Here is a 21,400-nt window from a genome sequence, read left to right as displayed (position 1 = left end):
TGCGCGGCGGCCTTGGACAAGGACGGTGTGGGTGGCAGGTTGACCCGGTGCTGTAGCGGCCTCCGCTACAGCTGTGCGGACGCTTGGTAAGCCCGGATAGATCCTGAAACAGCAGTCTTCGCTCCACCTATCACCGGCTGGCAGAATTCCGGTGTGAGGTGCAGCGAGCGAGTTCACCAGGTCCCAAAATGGAGGGGTCGATCGTTGGCTACGGTTCATGGTCGCCTTTCTGTGCCGGGGCAGTGACTTTGCGACCCCTCCATTATGGACGGATGGTTCTATTGATGGCTGGAATGGAGATCTACCAGCTCATCTGTGGTCAGGGAAACCTCGGGACGTTGAAGTTGGTGAACGAGACGTAGTGGTCCGGCGAGTACCACGAGTTAGTGCCATAGCCCCCTGTGTCGATGACGATCCGTTGACCAGGTGTACTACCGTCCGGATTGGACCTACGCGGGTAGATATCGTATTCGCGATACTGCCCGATCGGAGTAGGAAGGGCACCAGTGGAGTTGTTGTAAATGGAGCCGCCCGCCAGTCCTGGGTACGCCGCCCAATTTTTCGCGACCGGGTAAAGGAACGCTGTAGTCGCGGCTTCACAGTCGGCTTGGCTCGCTATCTGGGGGCAGTTGGCGGGTTTCGATCGGCAACCATATTCATCGTAGTTCGCGGATCGAATGGCACCCTGGAGCGTGCCACCGTCAGCGTTGGTGACCGTGAAATCTACTCGCGTTCTGTAGGTTTGGGAATTCTGGCAGTACGCACTATTGTTTACCTCCCCAAACTGATTATTGGTTAGATATGACCCGTCAATTCCCTGCTCTTTGGTTCTGACTGTTTCGGACCCCGCACCCGAAACGTTCTTGGAAATTATCTTGATCGTGACATATACTCTCTGTTTTGGGTCGGCGCATCTGATGGAGAATACGCTGTTCATCCAGGTTGTACGAGTGTTTGTCGCTGGGCCGTAAAGGTCGACGTAGCAGTCGTAGAAGTTCTTCGCTACGGGCGCGGAAGCAGAGGTTCGGATTCCGTAGTCGATTTGACCGCGTTGAAAGTCCTGGGCACGGCCTGATGGTATATCGACCTCATCACTTACTGGGTATCCCCACTTTCCGGTCTCGAAACCGTCCATCTGCCAGTCCGAAAGTATAACGCCTGATATTGGATGTGCTCCATACTGGGGATGCCAATAGATCACGCCTTTTTGAAAGCGGTCCATCTGTCCTTGGCCGTCTGGCAGGCCCCGTTGGTCTTCGGTGGGGTAGCCGAGGAAGCTGCTGCCTGGGGTGAGCCCTCCGACTGCGTTGTATTTGTCGCGTAGTGGGCCGTTGAAGATGGCAGAGCCGATTGCGTTCTGGATGGCGACGTAGATTGCCCCCTGCTGGAACTCCTGACGACGGCCGCCGTCTGGTAGCACGATCTCGTCGGTGGTGGGGTATCTGAGCCGTCCAGCCTCGTATTGGTGCACGCCCCACCGGTTAAGGAAACTGTTGACAACGGGGTGAGCACCGGTTGCGGGCGACCAGTAGATAGGGCCATTCCAGAATGTCTGTCGGCGACCGTAATTGTCGGGATTCGCCACATCATTCGCGGAGGGTGGTCCCAGGAAGCTGGTCGAGCCGCCCAGGGAGTCGTACTTGACTCGAATCTCACCGCACACCTGGAATTGCGTCGGCCAGTAGGGCATGCAGTCGGTCGGCGCAGCCAATGCGTTCATTCCACGCTGCATAGACTTCTTCTTGAGCAGCTCAGCCTCGAAGATCTCGGCTTGGTCGGCCTGTTCCTTGGTGAATCCTTCTGGCAATTCTTCACGATCGGAGCGCATCTTTCCCGGAACGACGGTGTCGTTGGGGTTTTCGGTCGGGAGCCCGGTGTACGGGATCTTCTTGTTCGTGGAGGGTGGGTCTGCTGCCGGTGTCGTAGTGGTCGTTGGCGTAGGAGAGGACGAGCTCGCTACAGGGGGACAGTGTCGCATGCTGGGGTCGGGGCCACTGTTGTGGTTGTCGTTGGGGCGGTAGGAGTGGTGGTGGTCGTTGATGGTGCGGTTGTCGTCGGGGTTGTTGATGGTGCACATGGAGCTGCGGTGGTTGGGGCAAGCTCGGAAGGCGCAGGGGCGGACGCAGGTTGCGAAGTCTCGGAGATCGGCGGTGTTGGGGTGGCTGGAGTAGTCGAGGGCTGCGCCATGGCCCCGCTGGTGCCAGTAAGCATCGTCAGCGCGACGGTGCTGGCGATGAGGAACGACCGTTTTGTGGACAGGGCTCGACGCCGGGGTGGCGGGGGTCTGTAAGAAATCGTCATTGGGATGCTTCCTTCTCCGAAAGTGCGGCTCCCGATCGGGCCGCTCTAAGCATCTTTAATCACTCCTTGCCAATTCGTAGTGGAAACAAGCAGCACATCAGCCACAAAGAAGACCATTCAGTCGCGTTTGAGAGGGGGAATTGACTAATCGCTCGGGGACCGTTCGTCAACCTGAACCTGCGCCCAAAAGCCACCACGGAAACCGTTGTAACGCAAAGAGACGCCTTCACTGTCCCGATCGTATGGGCCGTGAGGTTCGGCCTACGTTTGTGGCACGGTTCGGCGGCTGGTGGACGGATCGGTTGTCAGTTTCAGAAGACGGCTGCACGATGTCAGAAGTGCACTGCAGTGCAACTCCGAGTTCTCGAGCACACGTCCGGCCTTATCCAGTGAGCGCTGCGATCCCTGACTGGATAGCGCATTGATGGTGAAATTTCCCATCAAGTTTTACTGGCCGTCGGTGAGCTGCGGGTCTAGCGCCGCGGCCGGCCATGGACGGCTGTTGTCGCGCGAAGTGCTCGATCGGACACTTGCGGCATGGGCGGCGAGAAAGTTGTCGACGATTTGGATGCAGTCGTCGGCGTGGATGTGGCGCAGTCCTGTGAGGCGAGCGAACACTATCGGTCCGAGGAGCTGAATGAGGGCGAAGGTGGTGTCGATCTCGCCGAGCACAGCGCGAGCGTCAGGCGCCGTCAGGATCTGATCCAGGGACCTGCGGTATTGCTCTATGACACGGGCCCGAAGCGAGACCACCGCGCCAGGATCGAGATCGCGCCGGCTGGCGTCGCCGCTGTTGACGGGCCCCATTGCCAGCCAGGCCAGCGTGGTCATCTGCACCGGAGCTTGGTCGATGAGGTCGGCTTGGGTGGTGAGCAACGAAATCAGACGTTCACGTAGCGGACCGGTATCGATATCGGTGTCGACTGGGGGTAATAGTCGCTCGAAGGTTGCAGCGAGCAGGTCAGTGGTACTTCCGAAATGTCGGTACAGAGTGGCACGTGCAACCTTCGACATGCGGGTGACCGCCTCCACGGTGACCGCCTCCACACCGCCGGTGGACAGCAGCTGACCGGCCGCTTCGAGTAACCGGTTACGTGAGCGCGCCAGCCGGGGGTCGGCCGAGCCCTCGGTTGCAACGAGAGGGTCGACCATGAACGGGCTCCGCTCCATTTGACTGACAAGACATGTCCTCGATTGATCATTCTGTCACACCCGCAGAGTTGTGATACTAATAGTCTCGAACCGAGACGATCAGTCTCGAACTGGGAGGCTGGCCGTTGAACGAACGTAGATCCGACTCTGCCAGCGTCGCTCGATGGAGCGGTGCCCAGTGGTGGATGTTGATTGTGTCGTGCATGGCAGTCGCGTTGGTGGTGGCCGCAATGGCAGCATTGTATTCAGCGTTGCCCCAGATCGCGGTCGCGACAGGGGCGACGCAAGCCCAACTGACCTGGATAGTCGACGGTTATACGTTGGTTTTGGCGTGCTTCGTTCTGCCTGCCGGTGCGATCGGTGACCGGTACGGTCGCCGGGGGGTGCTCGTGGCGGGGTTGGCGTTGTTCGCTTTCGCGTCGGCATTGCCCTTGTTTCTCGCCGACCCGGCGTGGCTGATCGCTGCTCGCGCGTTGGCTGGGGCGGGTGCGGCGCTGGTCATGCCCTCGACGCTGTCGATACTGACCGCGGGATTTCCACCGGCGCATCGCGGCCGCGCTGTAGGTGTGTGGGCCGGGGTTGCTGGATCCGGGGCGGTCCTGGGCATCCTCGGGGCTGGTGTGCTGCTCGAGCAGTGGTCGTGGACCTCGGTGTTCGTCGGGTTGACCGTCGCCGGAGCGGTTCTGGCCGGGTTGGCATGCAGTATCGCGGAGTCCCGCCAGCAGGAGCATCCACCGGTCGATTGGGTGGGCGCGGTGACCGTAGTTGTCGCGGTCGGGGCGATCGTCTTCGCTGTGATCGAGGTTCCGGCCCGTGGCTGGTCGGATTCGCTCGTCGCCATCAGCACTGCGGTGGGCTTGTTTGCGGTTGCGGTGTTCGTCGTCGTAGAACTACGTTCCTCGGCACCCCTACTCGATGTCCGGTTGTTCGCCCGCCGTGGTTTCGGTGCCGGCGCGCTGTCTGTCTGTATCCAATTTCTGGTGACCTTCGGGGTGTTCTTGCTGTTGGTGCAGTATCTGCAGTTGATTCTCGGTTATGGACCGCTCACCGCCGCGTTGGCGTTGACCCCTATGGTCGTGCCGCTCATCGTGATCTCGGTGATTGCACCCTGGCTGTCGAACATTGTTGGGCTGCGGGTGATGACCACTGTAGGTCTGCTCACCATCGCGGCGGGACTGGTGATGGTGAGCAGACTGACCGTCGCGGCGACTTACCCTGACCTGCTGTGGCCCTTGCTCATCATGAGTGCGGGTTTGGGGTTGTGTACCGCCCCTGCGACTTTCGCCATCGTCTCGGACACTCCTGAGGCCAAGCACGGGGTGGCTGCCGCGGTCAACGACGCAGCTCGCGAAATCGGTGCCGCGATTGGGATTGCGGTAGCCGGTAGCGTGCTCGCGGCCGGTTACGTTCAGCACATTCAGCCGGCTCTGCCCCAGCTACCCGAGCCTGCCCGTGGTCCGGTGGCCGATTCTCTGGCCGCCGCGTTACAGGTCGCCGACCGCGCAGGACCAGCTGGTCAGCCGCTGGCCGAGTTCGCCAGAGCCGCATTCGTACACGGAAGTGGTCAGGCGACACTGTCGTTGGCGGCGCTGACCGCCGCTGGGGCACTCGTCCTCGCCGTCTTTGCGCCAGGTAGACGCAGCCGTACGACAGCCACCGCGGGTGATGGACGTCGGTGAAGGTCGGCCAGGGTGTCTATTCTTCGGTGTGATTCGTGTCCGTGGCCCGGAGTTGGGCTCGGGCTTGGGACTGCATGAAGTGTTCGACCTCGACCACCACGAACAGGGCAGTAGCGGTGGCTACCGAGCGGCCCTGCGCATCGTCCATCGTGGCCGTGAGATCCAGTTTGCGCCCATCACGAGACCGAACGGCAGCACGCAATACGTATGGAGTGCCGAGCAGAACCGGCGCCAGGTAGTCGAGCTCGAGACGCCGCGTCACGGCGAGCTCACCCACTGTGTAGAGCAGGAAGCCGAACAGATCGTCGAGAACGGTCGCCACCGCGCCTCCGTGTGCTATCCCGGGTGCCCCGACATGACGTTGATCGAACACATGGTGAGCCACCACGCCGTTCTCGTCACGCTGGACCGACAGGGCGTGGCCGTGCGGGTTCTGCGGCCCACAACCAAGACAGTCGGGGTGGTGGGGCGGTAGATCAGGCGAGTCGAAACTCGTGCTCCAGAACGAGCGCGCCCAGTTCTCGACAGCCGGGCCGGCCGACCCGCTGACCTCGTCCGGAACTCTTTTCATGGTCGGACCTCTCTGTCGTGAAAAAAAATTGTGCCGAGTCTGTCGCGTCATCGTGCGCTCGGCCTGCACCGCTGTTAGTTTCGATAGATAAACTGCACTATGTCAGAAGTGAACCGCGCGTTGAAAACGTCGGCGAGGTTGCAGATGAGGGTCATCCACCCCGCAGCCCAGTGGCTGGCGTCGTGATCTGATCGGCCCAGGGATTCGGACACTAGACCCGCTTGGAATAGGGATCTACAAGCATGAGCAGATCGCGTCGATCTTTCAGCACCGAGTTCAAAGACGAACTGTGCCGAGAGGTCATCGACTCTTCCAAGCCGATCAGTGAGGTCGCCAGGGCGTACGGTGTCGGCGACGACAGCTGCAGCACAGTGCGATGCGCCCCGTGTACCGCGCGCCATCGAACGACGGTGGGCATCATCTCGTGATGGCGGACAGCGAGCGTGAAGCAGACTCCAGGGACTCCACCAGGATCAGCTCGAGTTCCGACAGTCTGGCAGCCGACACGGCCACCGCAGCTGCGCGTGTTCGTACATCGAGACCGCGTTGTGTTCCGGCGCGGGCAGTTTCGGTCCAGGCCTGGGCGCAGTGATCGGCGGCCACCGCGAGGTCTGCGGTAGCGGGATCACCGGTCAGACGTGCAATCTCGGTACAGCCGTCGGCGAGAAGCCGACGAAAGAGCCCGCCTCCGGTTCCGGCCTTTTCGATGAAGATACCGAGACTGAACAGCAGCGTCTCGAGGTCATCGGGCGGAAGGTCGACCCAGCTCTTGACGTCGGTTGCCAGCTGGTCGACCGCGGCCAAACCGTCGGCACCGGCTGCTGGTATGTGGTCGGCTATTCCCGGTGTCGATGGGGCGTGCATGCTGGCGGCGGATCGGGCGAAGGCCGCGGCCGCGGCAGTCGACACGGGCGGCAGTGTCTGCGGCCACGTGATTCGGTACGTGCAGTGACGTGTCGGTTGCGGGAACGAGGTGGAAGATCGCGCCCGAGCCAGCGCGTCGAGCGGGATCTTCTGCACGTCGGCCCGATCGTTGTCGACGACCGAGGCAGTCCCCCCGATCTCGTCGTAGCCGATCACCACGATGTCGTGGCGACTCATCTGCAGTTTCACCCGTAAGTAGGGCAGCTCAGCGATATCGGCCCAGACCAGACTGGGTCTTCCCGCATCGATGTCGTCGCGAACCCATGACCATCCCTCACCGGGATCGTCGGTCGTGAGAACCTCGACTTGTCCGCCGAGCCTGCGCGGTAAGTCGATCTCGAAGTCGGCACCGCGGCCGACCAGGTACATCGGTGGGACCAGGTCGTCCGATCGCAGGTAGGACAAACCGAGATCACCACCCAGTGCGAACACCAACCCCTCGTCGGGTGGTCCGTCCCATCCCAGACCGTGCCACTGGAGAAGGTCTCGCATTGCACCTGACCCGCAGTGCCCTCCCATCCGGTGGGGATAGTTCTCGATCAGAGTCGTGGGGGTCACTGTGGCTGCCTTTCGGGTGGTTGGTCGAGCGCGCGTGTCGGCATGCTCAGCTGTTCTGGATTCTGTCGAGATACGTTCGGCGAGCAGTCATGTCGACGTCCGCGAGGAACACCGAATCTGTGTTCAGGGCCGCACCCAGTCCGGTCGCCAGCCGCCGGGGGACGAATTTCACCGCCGCGACCATTGCGCCTGCGAGACGGGTGACGCGGACGAAGGGGCGTGGATTCTCGATCAGATCTGCTGTCGCGCGGGCGATTTCCTCCGGCTCGGCGTTGCGTAATCCCTTTGCGCCGGCGGTTCCGGCGACGAGTTCGGTGTTGGTGAACGTCGGGCGGACTGTGGACAGTCGAACCCCTGACTTGCGGTACTCCAGTCGTGCGGCCTCTGTGAATCCGATGACTGCGAACTTGGTAGCGCAGTAGGTCGCCAAACCAGGTACCGCGAGCTCGCCGGCCAATGACGCAGTGTTGATGATGTGTCCGGTGCGGCGCGGCAGCATGCGCTGAAGAGCCAGTTTGGTCCCGAAGATGACACCCAGGACGTTGATCTCGACTTGACGCCGGGTTACTGCATCGTCCTCTTCGTGGGCGTGGCCGGTAGGCATGATGCCCGCGTTGTTGATCAGGATGTCGAGGGGTCCGAGTTCACGTTCGACCAGGTCCAGAAACGTTGTGAACGAGTCAGGTTCGGTGACGTCGAGTCGGGTGACGACCTTCACCCCGAGTTCGGCGGCGGCCTCCTTCGCACGTGCCTCGTCGATGTCGCCGATGGCGACCCGGTGGCCTCGTCGAATCAACTCCTTCGCTGTCTGATAGCCGATGCCGCGAGCTCCACCTGTGATCGCCACGGTCCTGGCGGGGGTGTGAGGTGCGTTGTTTGTCATCTGCTGCGCTCCTTGCATAGATGAGAGACATCGGTAGACGCCTGTCGGCCCGCTCTCGCGGTAGCGGCTGCGCACACGGGAGAGGGATATGGGTATCGCGCGTCGTCTCGTGCCCGGGGAGGCGTTCGGATCGGTCGTTCATCGCCCGCAGCCGCAATTCCAGCGGCAGAGCGAGTCTCGTCTGTTCGGTGCAACTTCCGGTGTCGGCCTTACCACGGCCGCGGCGACGAGACAGTCATGTGGCACAGCTCTGCCAGCAGGTATCGGCTCACCCGATTCGAAGGTGTCCGAGGCGGTCCGAGTGTTCACGATCGCGATTGTTCGCGGAGAGAGCTCCGACCGATCGGCAGTCGGCCGCGATACGGGGTTCGGCGCGTATGTTCTCACCGCTTGTGTTCATCGAGACTCCCGCGGAAGGTTTCGATCCCCGGGAGTTTCGTCCGGCCGGGTGCGGCCGGTGAAAACATCATCGAGTGGGTGAGCGCCCGTGAAGATCGTGGGGCCGTAGGCGTGCCGAAGCACCGTCAAGATCGCGTTCAAGGGTAGGTCGTCGAAGACTCCTCGCTCGCGGACATACTCCATGTGCTGGGCTCCGTCTGCGGTGAAGGCATGCATGAGAGCATCGCGATCGCCGTCGAATTCCACTGGCGGCACGCCGAAACGAGCGCACAACTCGACATTGAATGCCGGCGTGGCCTTCAACCACCGGCCCTCGATGTAGAGGCGACTGTAGCCGTGGTAGACGAACAGGTCGGTGCCGCCCATCAGCGTGCGCAACGTCTCGGTCTGCAGGTGATTTCGGACGTCGGCGAAGCCGAGCAGTGCTGGGATACCCGCCGCCCGGCACACTGCGGTCAACAGCACCGCCTTCGGGACGCAGTAAGCGCGCCCGGCCTCGAGGACGAAGCTCGCTCGATAGTGGGCCGGATCGTCCGACACGGTGTATGGGTCGTACCAGATTCGGTCGCGGACGGCGGCGAAGAGGCGTCTGGCCTTGTCACGGTCGCTGCTCGCATCTCCGATTGCCGCGGCGGTGAACGCCCGCACGGATTCGTGCTCGATGTCGAGGAAGTCCGTTGCTCCCAGGTATGCGTGTGGTGGCTGCGTAGTATGTGCTCCGGGCGGGCGGTCTGTCATGGTCATCGCTGATGTTCCCTTCTCTGAGCAAACCGGTTGCTGTTGTGTGCACAACGACCGAAGGATCGGTCAGTTGCGCGCGAGTCCGCCGAGCATCAGGTCTTCGCGTTGGACGGGGAGTCGCTGGGCGATCACCCGTTTGCTGTACATGAACTCGCGCGGGCGACCTATGCAGTCGGCGGCAATGAGCTCACCGGCCTGGAGATAGAAGCAACTGAAATCACTGTCGCGGGTGGGGTCACCGCTGAGAACCACTTCGTCGTATCCAGTGTTGAGGCCGGCGATCTGCAGCTTGAAGTGATACTGATCCGACCAGAACCACGGCAACGCTTCGATTTTTCTGGACTTCCCGCAGGCGGTCGACGCAGCGACTTTGGCCTGCTCTCCTGCGCTCGAGACGGACTCCAACCGTAGTCGACGGCCGTAACGGGCCATGTCGTGGCTCGCGCAGTCCCCCGCCGCCATGATGTCGGGGTCGTTGGTCCGAGTGTGATCGTCGATCACGATGCCGTTGTCGATGACAAGACCCGCATCGGCGGCGAGGTCGGTGTTCGGCTCGACGCCGACACCGACGATGACCAGATCTGCGGGGATCGATTCTCCGCTGGCCAAGGTGATTTCACGAACCTCACGGTCACCGGACAGGCCCTGAACCATCGCGTTCGTTCTGATGTCGACTCCCTGTTCGCGATGTATCCGCTCGAAGAACGTCGATACCTCGGGAGCAGTGACCCGCTCGAGCACACGCCCAGTTGCCTCGAGGACTGTGACCTGTACGCCCAGTGCGCGCAGCGATGCCGCTGTCTCGAGTCCGATGTAGCCGCCTCCGACGATCACCACCCGCTGGCCAGGGCCGGTGGCCATACGTATCCTCTCGACGTCCGCTGCGGTGCGCAGGTAGTAGACCCCGTGGAGATCGGCCCCGGGAACGGTGAGCCGACGAGGGCGGGCTCCCGTGCACAGCGCGAGCTTGTCGTAGGCCAGCTTCTCCCCGGTGTCGAGAACGACGTTGCCTTCCGACCGAACGATGGTCTCCACCTGCGCGTTCAGGAGCTGAATACCTTGCTTGGAGTAGAAGTCCGTGCTGCGAATGGCGATATCGTCGAGTACGCATTTGCCCGCCAGGTATGCCTTCGACAGCGGGGGGCGTTGATAGGGAGCGGCAGACTCGTTACCGATGAGGACGATGTCGCCTGTCCAACCTTCTTGGCGCAAACTAGCTGCCAGTTGTGCCCCAGCATGGCTTGCGCCGACGATGATCGCCCGTTGCGATGTCATACGCTGGAAGTAGGCGTCAGGCGCACCATCATCTTGCTGATGCCCCGCACGAAATTCGACTGAACATACTCGGGGTCGCCGACGACCTCGATGTTCTCGAAGCGGGGAAGCAACTCCTCCCACAGAATCCGCAGCTGCATTTCGGCCAGCCGATTGCCCATACACCGGTGCACACCGAATCCGAACGCGATGTGATTGCGCGCATTGGCACGATCGATGATGAAATCATCAGGATTCTCGAAAACGCGTTCGTCGCGGTTACCCGAGGCATACCACATCACCAATTTGTCACCCTTGCGGATGAATTGTCCGTTCAGAACGGTGTCGGCTTTGGCGATTCGGCGCATGTACGCCAAGGGTGTTTGCCATCGGATGATTTCCGAGTTCATGTTGGGGATCAAATCGGGATTGGCCTTCAATTTCTCGAACTGGTCGGGGAATTGGTTCAACGCAAGAACGCCACCGCTCATCGAGTTTCGCGTGGTGTCGTTGCCACCGACGATCAGCAGGACGAGGTTGCCCAGAAATTCCATCGGACGATCGATCAGATCCTTGGTGTCCTCGTTGCTCTGCAACATGGTGATCAGATCGAAACCGGACTCTTCCCCTGCAGACCTCCTGGCTGCTTTGTCATGCCAGAGAGCGCTGAGGCCACGGGCCATGTCACGCATGCCTTCGAACACCTCGTCGTTGTCCGAGGGCCCACCGTTGGCTTGCTCCATCGAGGTTGCCAAATCGGACCAGTAGACGAGTTTGCGGCGTTGTTCGTAGGGGAAATCCAGAAGAGTTGCGAGCATCCGAGCTGTCAACTCGATCGAGACATTCTGCACCCAGTCGAACGGCTCGTTCAAGGGGAGGTCGTCCAATACCTCCCGTACGCGCGATCGGATCAGTCCCTCCATCTCCCGGAGGTTCTTCGGTGCGACAACCCCCTGGACGGCAGCGCGCTGCTTGTCGTGGTGTGGTGGGTCCATCGCGATGAACATCTCGATATCGAGAAACCGGGGCGGAACGCCGATGACGATGAACGGTTCGGCCGAGAACACAGCGTGATTCTTGTCGACGGCCACGATATCGGCATGGCGCGTGACCGACCAGAACGGGCCGAACGGACTATTGGGTTGGTAGTGCACCGGTGCCTCGTTCCGCACGCGCTCGAAGTACGACTGCCACCGCCCTTGTCTGTAAAGAAAGGGGTTACTGAGGTCGATGTCGGCGAGCTCGACATCCTCGACCGGTGGGATGGGACTTTCGACGAAGATCTTCTTGCCATTCGTGCCAGTCACCCACCGTCGGGTCTTGTCGTACAAATGAGCGCCCTGGATCTGCAGCCCTATCGGGATGGTCGACTGGACCTTGTCGGCGATCGACTCAGAAACTTTCATGCTGTCGTGCCTGCCTTTCGCACATCACAATTGGAATTCAGGTGTTCGAACGATCAGGCCATCCCACGCTTCCGAGGCCACCATCTGGCACGACAACCGAGACGTGGGTTCACGCTCGGGGTTCATCGCCAGCATCTCCTCCTCGTCGGCGCCGGACAGACCCACCTCTCCTGACCACTGCGGGTCGACGATCACATGGCAGGTGCCACAGGCCGTTTCGCCCCCACAGTCTCCATCGATCCCCGGCACAGCATTGTCGGTTGCAATCTGCATCAGCGAGCGACCTTCGACCAGAGCCGCCTCGTGCTTCTCACCATCGTGGGCGACGAAAATTACAGCTGCCATGTCAACTCCTCGTTTTCCGGCGTGATTGACGAAAGTGTCGTCGCAAACGCGGGTGACGGCTATGTTCGGTGGAGTCATAAACTTGTGAATTCGGGTCAAAGGGGTCACCGTGAAGCTGAGCGACGAGGGCGTGCCACCGCTTGCGTTCGTTCAGTTGCTCGAACGCCGCGCACTCGACCCTGACGCCGCCGCGCGGCTTCGTGTGATCATGCACCGCGAAGGAACCAGTGAAGCGACGCTCATTCAGCATGACGTTCAGGCACCGATACGGTGGTTTCGGGAGGTCTATCCCGAACTCGATATCGCCCAGGCCACTCGACTCGGATTTGCGTTTGCCGAGCAGGCCCAGTTGACATCGTTCGGGCCTCTGAGTTCACCTTTGATCAGCGCTGGTTCGGTCGCCGAGATCGTCGATCTCCTGACATACCTACCATTGATCTCCACGGCGTTGAAGTCGCAGTTCCACACCGGCGACTACGGTCTGATCGTCGGGCTCACTGCGCACACAGGCGATTCCGCACTGGACTGCTTGGTCATCACCTACGGTGGGTCGGCGTTACTACGACTGCTGGACATGCTCGCCGGTGACATATCGCCGGTGACACTCCATCTGAGCTGGCCGGAGCCGGCCGAGGTGAGCCACGACGAAGGTCCGGGGGCGAATCGCCGGTTCTTCGACGCTCCGATTTCCTTCGTCCACGTACCCGAGGAGACCCTCAACAAGGCTTGTCGCTTCTCGGACCCCCTCGCATATCGTCTCGCTATCGCTGATCTGCAGCGAACACTCGCCCAGCGGAGTGGGTCCATGTCATCCGCCGAGAAGGTGAGGCAACAGTTGGAAAAGGACCTCGGACAGCGAACCAACCATGATGTTGCACAAGCATTGTCGATGTCGAGTAGCACGTTGAAACGGCGGCTTGCCGAAGAAGGAACCACCTATAGCAAGGTGCGCCACTCGCTGCTGTACGAGCGCGCGATGCTACGGCTCCTCGACCGATCGGTTTCGGTCAGCGAGATCGCTACCGAACTCGGATACAGCGACCTCGCCAACTTCTCTCACGCCTTCAAACGCTGGACCGGACGCTCTCCGAAAGATTTCCGAAATCCCCGACTCTCAGACGACCCGGATTCGACGTAGACCCCGCAGAACGGGGTCGAGATCGATGCCTCGTTCGTTCGCGGCCTGATCGATCTTCATCTCGGAGATTTCTGAGACGTCACCGCCTCCCTGCCGTGAGAAGAAGAGTGTGTGCAAACCCGAGTACCAACCACTAGTCACTCGACGGTGTCGGCCGGCACGCGTGCGGTCTCCGATTCGAGAAAGTCGACGAGAGCTTCCAACAGGCTGTCCGCGCGGGTTTCGACATCGGCCAGGACAGAGTCCACGTCGTCGAGAAGACCGTGGGCGTGTCTACGCGCAAGCGTTCCGCGTTCGTAGTAGCCGGGGTCGAGTAGAACCCGCGGTACTGGATCCGGTGCCGCGATCTGCTCCGGATGTTGTGACCGCGCAGTGGGCTGCAGGTGGGTGGGTGCCCTTCCGTCCCAGTGCATTCGCACGATGCCCGCTACCGCACGGGCGGTCAGCGGGGTCGCAGCCAACGGGGTGTGGCCCCACCGGTCGATCGCAGTCGACAGCGGATGTTGACCGGCCGGGTCGAAATACCGGTCGTATCCGCCGAGCCCGGTGCCGTCCACGGCATCGAAAGCGTCGGCGAGCATTCGGGTGCTCGGATACCGGGCCTGATGGCCGAGCACCTCACACCAGCGCTGGTACACCGTGCGCGGAGAAATGCCCGTCCCCGCCAGCGCGAGGGAGGTGAGGGTATGAACGCCGCGGCCTGTCTCGATGCGAAGGGCGTCGAGACCCGCATCGGCGGTGACATCGCATGCCCGCAGGGCCGCGATCTGCGTGTACGGCAGACCTGTCGTAGCGAGCGTGAGGATCAGCGCGTCTCTGCGCGCGAACAACGCTGACGGCCAACCGTATTCGGGGAGTCGGGCGATGATTCCGCCGATCACGGCTGCCACCTCCTGCAGGCGCGACGTGCGGGCCCCATCCAGCGCAGCCCGGACGGTCTCAGCGCGCCCTGGAGGAGGTAATAGATGCCGATGATGAGCGGAGTCGATCACCGCGATCCGGCGGCGTTGGGTCGTCGGCGCGGCGGGGTGCGCATACAGGAACCGAGCAAGTGACTCAGGAGAGGCCGCCAATGGGGGTTCGCCATGGGCGGTGCACCAGTCCTCGAACAGTGACCACGTGTGCCGATCCCGCCTCGGTATCGACGTGTTCGTGATGTCCGATGCACGTATCGGACAAGGGCGGTCGTCGTGGTCAGCATCTACCCCTGTCGTCCCGTCGCCGCTCACTGGTTCGGTCGGGTGCCTGGTCATAGGCCGAGCTCGGTGACGGCGTTGCCGACCAGTGGCGCATTCTCGTGAGCGTATGTTTCGACCATTGCGGGTGTGGTGTGCCCGGTTTGGCGCATGATCGCATGCGCGTCGGCACCGTTGCGGAAGGCCTGCGTGACGAAGCCGGAACGGAGGGAATGCCCGCCGAGCTGGGCGACGGTGTCGGGGCCGTATCCAGCTCGAGTAGCGCGGCGGCGGATCGCCGCGTGCACCGCGGCTCCGGACAGGGCTGTGTCGGAGAGGTTGCCGTTCTTGCGGACGGACCGAAACAGAGGGGACCGTTTCTCGACTACAGGAAGGGTGCCGCGGCAGATATGGGAGTCGAATTCCACTGCGCGGGAAAGTATTCGGATGACAGCAACTCTGCCGCCGGTGTCGAACGCTGCGACGATCTGCAGCCATCGCACCCACGCGCAGACCGGACATGACTCGTGGCGGTCGGTGAACGGGAGTGCTTTCACGGTTCCGGTGCCGTCCTGGTCGGTCTTCGATTTGCGGATACGTACGTGCGCGCCGTCGAGGCGGTCGCGGTGGACATCGCGGCATTCGAGCGCTACGAGTTCGCTGCGGCGGAATGCGCCGGTGTAGCCCATCAGGAGCAGCGCAGTGTCGCGGCGTTCGAGGACCTCCGACGCCCACCCGGCCCCACCTCGACGCGCGTAATCGACGATCGTAGTGATGTCGGAGGTCAGCAGCGGTGCGCGCGGGTTACGGGGCCGCTCCCCCGCAGACGCGTAATCCCGCCGAATACCCGAGAGAGTGGCGCGCACCATCTCGTGCCCGCACGGGTTGTCGTAGCCGGTAGCGCGGTGGCGGTCCGCGACCGCCGCGATCCATTTGCCGAACGTCGACGGCGCATACGCCCGCGTCCCGTCGACGGTGAGCGTGTCGGCAGCCGCAACGAGATAGGCCGCCACCGTAGCGGGATGCGCCGGCAACGCGTGGTGCCCGGCGACGGTGCACCAGGTCTCGAAGCGTCGCCACGCCGAATCGTAGGCGCGGCGGGTAGCACCGGACCGTGCCGACGCCATCGACCGTTCGATCCGAGCGGCGACCTCGCCCGACAGGTCCGGAAACACCTCCGCACTCCTCACCGGGACGACTGAATCCGTGTCCAGGACCTCACCTAGCTGCCGATCTGCCATGACAGGGACTGTAGCGAGCACCCCCGACAGCTCTTTCGAGTTGAAACGCGCTGAGCAGGGATTTAGACGAAGACGGTGCGGGAACGGAAATTCTCGTCGGTCACCGCACACAGACCGTGGGTGACTACAGGAGGCGATTGATTCCCGCGTAAAAGCGGGCGTAGAAAAACGTGGGGTGATCATGCGCGCTTCAGTCCCAGTCCAGTCGGATGCCGAGCTCGACGAAGGCATAGGCCAGCTCATCGATGTCTTCTTCGGTGCGGCAACCCGTTCTCGCCAATCCGAACAGAGATCGGGCGGCGTCGCTGTCGACGCGGGCGGCGGCGACAGCGGCATCGATCGCCGCAATCACACCGTCCCAAGCGCTGCGGGCGGGTACCGGACTGCGAGACCTTGTCGGAGCGGTCCCCGGATCGACCGGCTCGTACCGTCGCGGCCGCAGCAAGCAGGCATCAGCACCGCTCGCGGCCATCTCATCGTTCTCCACCGCGATGATCGCGGTCGCGGCGGCAAACAAAACCTTCGCTTGCTCGTCCCACCGCAGTTGCTCGAACGGAACCCATGATGTCCGGAGCGGGCGAGAATGGCCGGTGGACTTCCAGATCGCGCTCAGTGGCTTCGCCCACCATCCGGTGCGGACCAGCGGCGTCGATACCTCGTCGACGACGGTACGCAGCAGCCTGAACCACACTGCGGCATGAACACGGCCCGCGCCGAGCTCGACCGACCCGCTCGTCAATGCGGCGGCGGTGCGCCGGTCGATTTCTGCGACGACTGCCGGTACCGGTATCGGTGATGCGTGATCGTCCGAGCCTGCTGGTGTCCTCTCCCAGAAGACCAGCCTGCCGGGTACGACACTGCAGAATTCCAGTCGACAGTGATGTTTCGTGCAGCTGGTCAGCATCGGGTACTGATGAGCCATCATGACCGCGATATCGGCGTCTGTGTCGAGGTCGTCGATACACAAGGGACATGCCCGCGTATCGAGCTTGCTCACCCAGGGAAGCCACATGCCGGCGGGCGGTGCGCGTCGACGTCGATCTGCCATCGCCAGACCCGCCGGTAGTAGGACAGAGAACTGATGGGCGTAGGTGTCGAAGTCACATTCGGCGGGGTCGGTGCTGTCGAGGAGCCAGGGCGTGCACCCCGCTAGCGTCATCTCACGCAGCCGTTCCGCCGCACAGGTGCTCCTCTGGGCGAGGGCGTCCAGCACCGGCTCGGGTGTGTAGCGGTCCAGGTCCACGCCCGGACTCTCGAAGCCGAGCCCGTCGAGAAGGTCCGCTGTATTGATCAACGAATACAGTGCGCTGGTCCGGGCCAGCCACGACATCAGAGTCTCACCAGGTAGTGGTTGCGGGTGAAGGGGCCACCGCGGATACGCACTGTGGGCGAGCGCTGTGTGCGCTGCAGGGGCATCGGATGGAATTGTCATGCCAGGTGCCGCTCGAAGTGGCGGCGGCGTTCGGTAGGCCCGGAGTAGACGGTCTGCGTCAACACCTGTGAGGTGATCGCTTCCTCTCCGGCCTCTAATGCGGTCACTGCGGCCGCGGTCAACAGCGTGGCCAGTTCGCCGATGGTGCCCTCACACCGGGTGAGGAGGTAGTCGGTCATCTCCGCCGATGTCAGATGCGAGGGCGCACGCAATGGGAAGCTGGCGGTGAAACTCGCCAGCAGGGAGCGGGTGTCGGTGTCGTTGGTCCAGATCGGCAGCGTCATGGGGTGAAAACGGTTCTCCAACTGCCCATCGCTGCGGATAGCGAGGTACGCCTCTCGGGTACCGACTCCGACGAGAGGGATCCGCAGCTCGTTGCCAAGAAACCGCAACAGGTTCAGAAATTCTCGGCGCACGTTGTCGCGGCCGGCAAGAACATTGTGGAGCTCGTCGATGATCAGCATCCGCACCCCGGTCGCTCGCAGCAGCGTAACCGCTTGCTGTTCGAGTTCGTGAACGCGGCTTCGCGGGCGCATCGGCGTTCCGAGTGCCGCGAGCATCGCCAGGTAGAACCGTCCGGGTGCTGGGTCCGGGGGCATCTGCATACACAGCACCGGTATCTGCTCACGGTCGGGCAAGGTGACCGCAGGGTGCGCACGCCGGAACTTCTCGATGATCATCGACTTGCCGTTGTTCGTCGGTCCGATCAGAAGCAGGTTCGGCATTCGTTGCCGATCCGGCCACCCCAGCAACGTCTCGAGGTGCTCGATCACCGACCGTGCACGCGGATACCCGATCCACCGTTCCGTGCGAATGTGCCTGATGCGTTGCGCGGCAGGGAGAACCGCGATCGGTCTGACCGAACTGCGCAGATGGTTGAGGTCCGCACTACCGGGGTCGATGTCTTGGCAGCTACGGTCGTCGCCGTCGCCTGCGGGCGTGATTCGGGGGTCGTTGTTCACCGTTTCACCATTCTTCGATGTCGTCGAAGATCGGAACCGACACGTCGTCGGTGCCTGGGCCAAGCTCGGGCGGGCCCATCGCGTTCGGTGATGTCACGACGCTGCTCAGGTGCGCACGACGACTGCGGTTACGTCGAGCCCGTCTGGTGTCCTTCTGCGCCGATGTTGCGATCTCTCGCATCTTGTCGATCATCGAGAACAAGGCGTGTTCGTCGATATGTGCTCGGCCGTGTTCGCGCAGTCGTGTCACTGCTGCGCGATGTTCCCACAAGGTCACCGCTGGATGTGACATCGTTCGATACGGCACCTCGATGTATCCGCCGCCGCTGTCGGGGTCCAGGACCCACACCCTGCTCAGATCTCGTGGGTCCCGGCGGATCACAAACTGGCCCAGGGTCTCTCGTCGGGCGATCCACGGTTTCAGAGCGTTCGCGAAGTACTGGATGTGGTCGATGACGAACCCCGTCCGCGTGAGGCGACGGCGGATGACGGGAAGGAAGTCCACCAGGAATGCGGTCTCGTCCACCACCGTCGAGCTCGCCAGAGCACTGTCAGCGTCGGTGCTGCTGGTCCACCGCGCAGCCGGGCTCTGCCGGAGGCCGGTGTGCACCTCTGCGTGATACGCCGCGACCGCCAGGACCAGCCAGCGTTCCAGTTCTCGTAACGTCAACGCCGCCTTACTATCCGAGTCGTAGCTGCCCCGCTGAGTTGGGTTCGAGAATGTGGTGCCGGGGAGTTCGTGGACCTGGGTCATGACGGTGCCGATGATGCGTTCGACGATCCCGCCGTAATGCGGCCTGCCGGGTGGGCGGTAGCCGAGGTCGATGCCGTGTTGCTCGCAACCGCGCTGGAGCGCTTCACTTTTGAACTCGGAAGCGTTGTCGATGTACAGGCGGTGCGGCTTTCCGGCCATCGGCCACCGCACATCCGCGCCGAGGCCCAGAGAGTCGATCCATACGCTTTTGTCCGAGCACACCCGGCCCAGACACAACCCGACCGACACTGCGGACGGCGGATCGAGAGTTACCACGAACCCAGGTATGCAGCGGCTGAGGACATCGATGGCAATCGTGAGATAAGGACGTCCGATCGGCGCCCGGTCGTATTCGTCGACGATCATCAGATCGACCACGGTGTGATCGATCTGTACTTGCTGGAGAACGGCCGTCACCGGCGGCGGGACATCGCCCGCGGATTGCCGCGACCTGGCGGCGTCCGGTCCGCCACGTGAGCGTGCGACACGGCCCGGGTGCATTGCTGCGATCCGGGCATTGACTGTGTTGCGGGCTGGGATCGGGAGTCCGGCGCGGTGACAGGCCTGCGCGATACGACGATGTAGTGCAGCGACACTGAGTTTCTGACGAGCCAGGAATTCACGGTTGATGTGCTCGGTGATCACGTCTTCCACCTCGTCTGGCACGCGGGAGCGTCCACGTCCGCCTGCGGGCGCGGAGACCAGTAGATCGGTAACCGCCCCTTCCCCATTCCGGAGTATGGACAGCAGCGCGTACACCCGCCGGGGCGAGACACTCAACTGTTGCGCTGCATCCTCGACCGCGGAGGTACCGATCGCGGATCGATTCATCAGCTCGTTGAGCACTGCGAACCGTGCCCGTGCCTGCTCCCACTGCTCGGCCGACGCGGTCAAGACACCAGCCTCGACGACGTCGAACTTCTCCGCATCCATTGCAGCCTCCGAACACCCGACCCAGGTGACCGATTGTGCAGTCCACTTCTGCACTCAGAATGTCAGAAGACCACTGCAATCGGAGGTGAAACCCCAGGAAAACATGACGCCCACTTCTGAAACTGACATCGGTTGAAGTGCGGAGCGAGGGGGTGACAGAAACGAACGTTTTTGGCAGTCGCTACTGGCAAAGGAAGTGCAACCGTTTCGAGGAGTATCGCTCTGACTCCGCGGAGACCGCCCGATGTTGGCTGACGCCGTCGGCCGGCACCGCGCAGGGCAAAGTACCTCCATACCCGCCAGCTCGAACCGGCTTACCGGACGACCTGGCCAACTACGCCGAGTTCGTTGACGCGCTGTCCCCGGTAGCCACACCGATACCGGAGGTCCTCACTTATCTGTCGCCGCCTCGCCGTCCACAACGTGCCTGCGCATTACAACTAGCCCTCGACGGTAGGGGACTTTCTTCGCGTCAATAAAAATCCAAGTAACGCACCGAAAATGGCACCGGCGACCGGGACGGCTGCCAATTCCCACGGGACATATAAAGCAACACCTACCGTCGACGGTTCTTCGGAATAATGTGAGATTTCGAAACTTTCGGGAGCCATGGAGTTAAACACCGACCACAGTGTAAATATGCTTACTGCTAGTGATAATATGAAACCAAATGCTGCGGAAAAAATAACTTTTGCGATCAATTCAAGTACCTGCTTAGGTTTTAGTCAGTCCAGTATGCTATACGCATTTTGCTAAGTGGGGGACGCGGATGTTAGAATGTGATTGTTGATCCCAAGCTTCTGACACGACCTGGCCACATGCTTTGCAATGTGTCCAGCTACGTCAAAAGAAAATTCTTCGGGGATGTACACCTTGGTCCTTATTCGCGCTGAGCTATGACCCATCCACAGATCACGCGACATCTCACCGGGCTCCTGCAAAAGGTATTCCGTACCGTCGATGATCCGTGGTGGTTCAAACCGGATGCCATCTCTCGCTAAATCGCGATTGGCTTCCTCGATAATTTTGTTTGCAAAACGAACACATGAATCGTTTTCCCCGAATTCTATTTCGTATAGAATCGTAGAAACGGAGCCGTGCGTCTCGTGAAGGTCAAAAAGCGGCGCTATCCAGCTAGGTTTATCTATTGGACCACATCCGAGAGGAATCATTAATTGTACACCCGATGGGATGTCGAATCCCATGCGTATCCACGTCTTTTCGGTACAAGCGACTATTTGCATAATGGGAATTATGTTGCGTTTTGTCCTGTATGGCATGCCAACTTGAACCCATAATAAACAGTCGGAATCTGACCGAATTTGGTTGTTATCCCAGTCGCCACCCGCCTCTTCTATATACCACAGGGTAGTGTCATTTGAATCCTCATCCGACGATTCCGACCCGCCCCACCCGAGGATATTCGCGTAAGTACTGAAAACTTGATGCGGGTTGCCAGAGGAAAGTTCGCTTATAGATTGCTGGCGACGGGCGTTGCCAAATACGGAAATGAACAGTTCGCCCGTCGCCAGCATTCTCTCACCTATTCGCT

17 protein-coding genes and 1 pseudogene are annotated in these 21,400 nt (G+C 61.6%); 3 read left to right on the top strand and 15 right to left on the bottom strand.

Annotation, left to right across the window (positions count from 1 at the left end):
• Positions 1–319 precede the first annotated feature (319 nt).
• Together E4P29_RS26140 and E4P29_RS22780 are read right to left on the bottom strand one after the other, a co-directional pair.
• Complete coding sequence (locus tag E4P29_RS26140) at positions 320–2,077, bottom strand: ribonuclease domain-containing protein (protein ID WP_167735585.1); 1,758 nt, start codon at positions 2,075–2,077, stop codon at positions 320–322.
• Between the two features lie 671 nt (positions 2,078–2,748).
• Positions 2,749–3,453: a TetR/AcrR family transcriptional regulator gene (locus tag E4P29_RS22780; RefSeq protein WP_032364248.1), complete on the bottom strand. Its 705-nt coding sequence runs from the start codon at positions 3,451–3,453 to the stop codon at positions 2,749–2,751.
• Between the two features lie 185 nt (positions 3,454–3,638).
• Here E4P29_RS22780 and E4P29_RS22775 point away from each other — a divergent pair, with 185 nt between their 5' ends.
• Positions 3,639–5,132 carry an MFS transporter gene (locus E4P29_RS22775; protein WP_080731822.1) on the top strand — a complete coding sequence of 498 codons (1,494 nt, stop codon included), beginning with the start codon at positions 3,639–3,641 and terminating at the stop codon, positions 5,130–5,132.
• A 16-nt stretch (positions 5,133–5,148) separates the two neighbouring features.
• On the opposite strand, the gene E4P29_RS22770 is transcribed toward E4P29_RS22775, so the two are convergent.
• On the bottom strand, positions 5,149–5,703 hold the full coding sequence (locus tag E4P29_RS22770) for a PaaI family thioesterase (protein WP_032364186.1): 555 nt from the start codon (positions 5,701–5,703) through the stop codon (positions 5,149–5,151).
• 242 nt (positions 5,704–5,945) lie between these two features.
• Between E4P29_RS22770 and E4P29_RS26475 the strand changes: the two are divergent.
• Positions 5,946–6,062, top strand: a pseudogene (locus E4P29_RS26475) (transposase); the annotation flags it as partial.
• 58 nt (positions 6,063–6,120) lie between these two features.
• Here the strand turns inward: E4P29_RS26475 and E4P29_RS22760 are convergent.
• The 6 genes from E4P29_RS22760 to E4P29_RS22735 all read right to left on the bottom strand — a co-directional run bounded on the left by E4P29_RS22760 (position 6,121) and on the right by E4P29_RS22735 (position 12,213).
• Positions 6,121–7,185, bottom strand: coding sequence for a BtrH N-terminal domain-containing protein (locus E4P29_RS22760; RefSeq protein ID WP_032382558.1), 1,065 nt, complete (start codon positions 7,183–7,185; stop codon positions 6,121–6,123).
• Positions 7,186–7,231: 46 nt separating this feature from the next.
• Positions 7,232–8,068: an SDR family oxidoreductase gene (locus E4P29_RS22755; RefSeq protein ID WP_032364247.1), complete on the bottom strand. Its 837-nt coding sequence runs from the start codon at positions 8,066–8,068 to the stop codon at positions 7,232–7,234.
• A 396-nt stretch (positions 8,069–8,464) separates the two neighbouring features.
• Positions 8,465–9,205, bottom strand: coding sequence for a transglutaminase domain-containing protein (locus tag E4P29_RS22750; RefSeq protein WP_032370982.1), 741 nt, complete (start codon positions 9,203–9,205; stop codon positions 8,465–8,467).
• Positions 9,206–9,274: 69 nt separating this feature from the next.
• Positions 9,275–10,483 carry an FAD-dependent oxidoreductase gene (locus E4P29_RS22745; RefSeq protein WP_032370840.1) on the bottom strand — a complete coding sequence of 403 codons (1,209 nt, stop codon included), beginning with the start codon at positions 10,481–10,483 and terminating at the stop codon, positions 9,275–9,277.
• Positions 10,480–11,868 (bottom strand): cytochrome P450, encoded by a 1,389-nt coding sequence (locus E4P29_RS22740; RefSeq protein WP_032364182.1) that lies wholly within the window; start codon positions 11,866–11,868, stop codon positions 10,480–10,482. The genes E4P29_RS22745 and E4P29_RS22740 overlap by 4 nt, the downstream gene beginning before the upstream one ends.
• Before the next feature lie 24 nt (positions 11,869–11,892).
• Positions 11,893–12,213, bottom strand: a complete 321-nt coding sequence (locus E4P29_RS22735) for a 2Fe-2S iron-sulfur cluster-binding protein (protein ID WP_024793405.1) — start codon at positions 12,211–12,213, stop codon at positions 11,893–11,895.
• A gap of 109 nt (positions 12,214–12,322) precedes the next feature.
• Between E4P29_RS22735 and E4P29_RS22730 the strand changes: the two genes are divergently transcribed.
• The gene (locus E4P29_RS22730; RefSeq protein ID WP_052047647.1) at positions 12,323–13,351 is read left to right on the top strand and encodes an AraC family transcriptional regulator; all 1,029 of its coding nucleotides are present in this window, start codon (positions 12,323–12,325) and stop codon (positions 13,349–13,351) included.
• A 137-nt stretch (positions 13,352–13,488) separates the two neighbouring features.
• Here the strand turns inward: E4P29_RS22730 and E4P29_RS22725 are convergent, their stop codons facing one another.
• The 6 genes from E4P29_RS22725 to E4P29_RS22700 all read right to left on the bottom strand — a co-directional run bounded on the left by E4P29_RS22725 (position 13,489) and on the right by E4P29_RS22700 (position 21,383).
• A complete protein-coding gene (locus E4P29_RS22725; RefSeq protein WP_230591063.1) occupies positions 13,489–14,232 on the bottom strand; it encodes a recombinase in 744 nt (247 codons plus the stop codon).
• 368 nt (positions 14,233–14,600) lie between these two features.
• Positions 14,601–15,767: a site-specific integrase gene (locus tag E4P29_RS22720; RefSeq protein ID WP_032364181.1), complete on the bottom strand. Its 1,167-nt coding sequence runs from the start codon at positions 15,765–15,767 to the stop codon at positions 14,601–14,603.
• 190 nt (positions 15,768–15,957) lie between these two features.
• Positions 15,958–17,199: a TniQ family protein gene (locus E4P29_RS22715; protein WP_052047645.1), complete on the bottom strand. Its 1,242-nt coding sequence runs from the start codon at positions 17,197–17,199 to the stop codon at positions 15,958–15,960.
• Positions 17,196–18,101, bottom strand: a complete 906-nt coding sequence (locus tag E4P29_RS22710; RefSeq protein ID WP_032364243.1) for a TniB family NTP-binding protein — start codon at positions 18,099–18,101, stop codon at positions 17,196–17,198. Before E4P29_RS22710 ends, E4P29_RS22715 begins: the two co-directional genes overlap by 4 nt.
• A 64-nt stretch (positions 18,102–18,165) precedes the next feature.
• Positions 18,166–19,848 carry a Mu transposase C-terminal domain-containing protein gene (locus E4P29_RS22705; RefSeq protein ID WP_032389201.1) on the bottom strand — a complete coding sequence of 561 codons (1,683 nt, stop codon included), beginning with the start codon at positions 19,846–19,848 and terminating at the stop codon, positions 18,166–18,168.
• A 752-nt stretch (positions 19,849–20,600) separates the two neighbouring features.
• A complete protein-coding gene (locus tag E4P29_RS22700) occupies positions 20,601–21,383 on the bottom strand; it encodes a hypothetical protein (protein WP_135047290.1) in 783 nt (260 codons plus the stop codon).
• Positions 21,384–21,400: the final 17 nt, after the last annotated feature.

Origin of the sequence: Rhodococcus sp. 1R11 (assembly GCF_004563845.1) — a bacterium.
Classification (GTDB): domain Bacteria; phylum Actinomycetota; class Actinomycetes; order Mycobacteriales; family Mycobacteriaceae; genus Rhodococcoides.
Note: the sequence above shows the minus strand (reverse complement) of the source record. Positions and strands in the feature narration are given on the sequence as shown.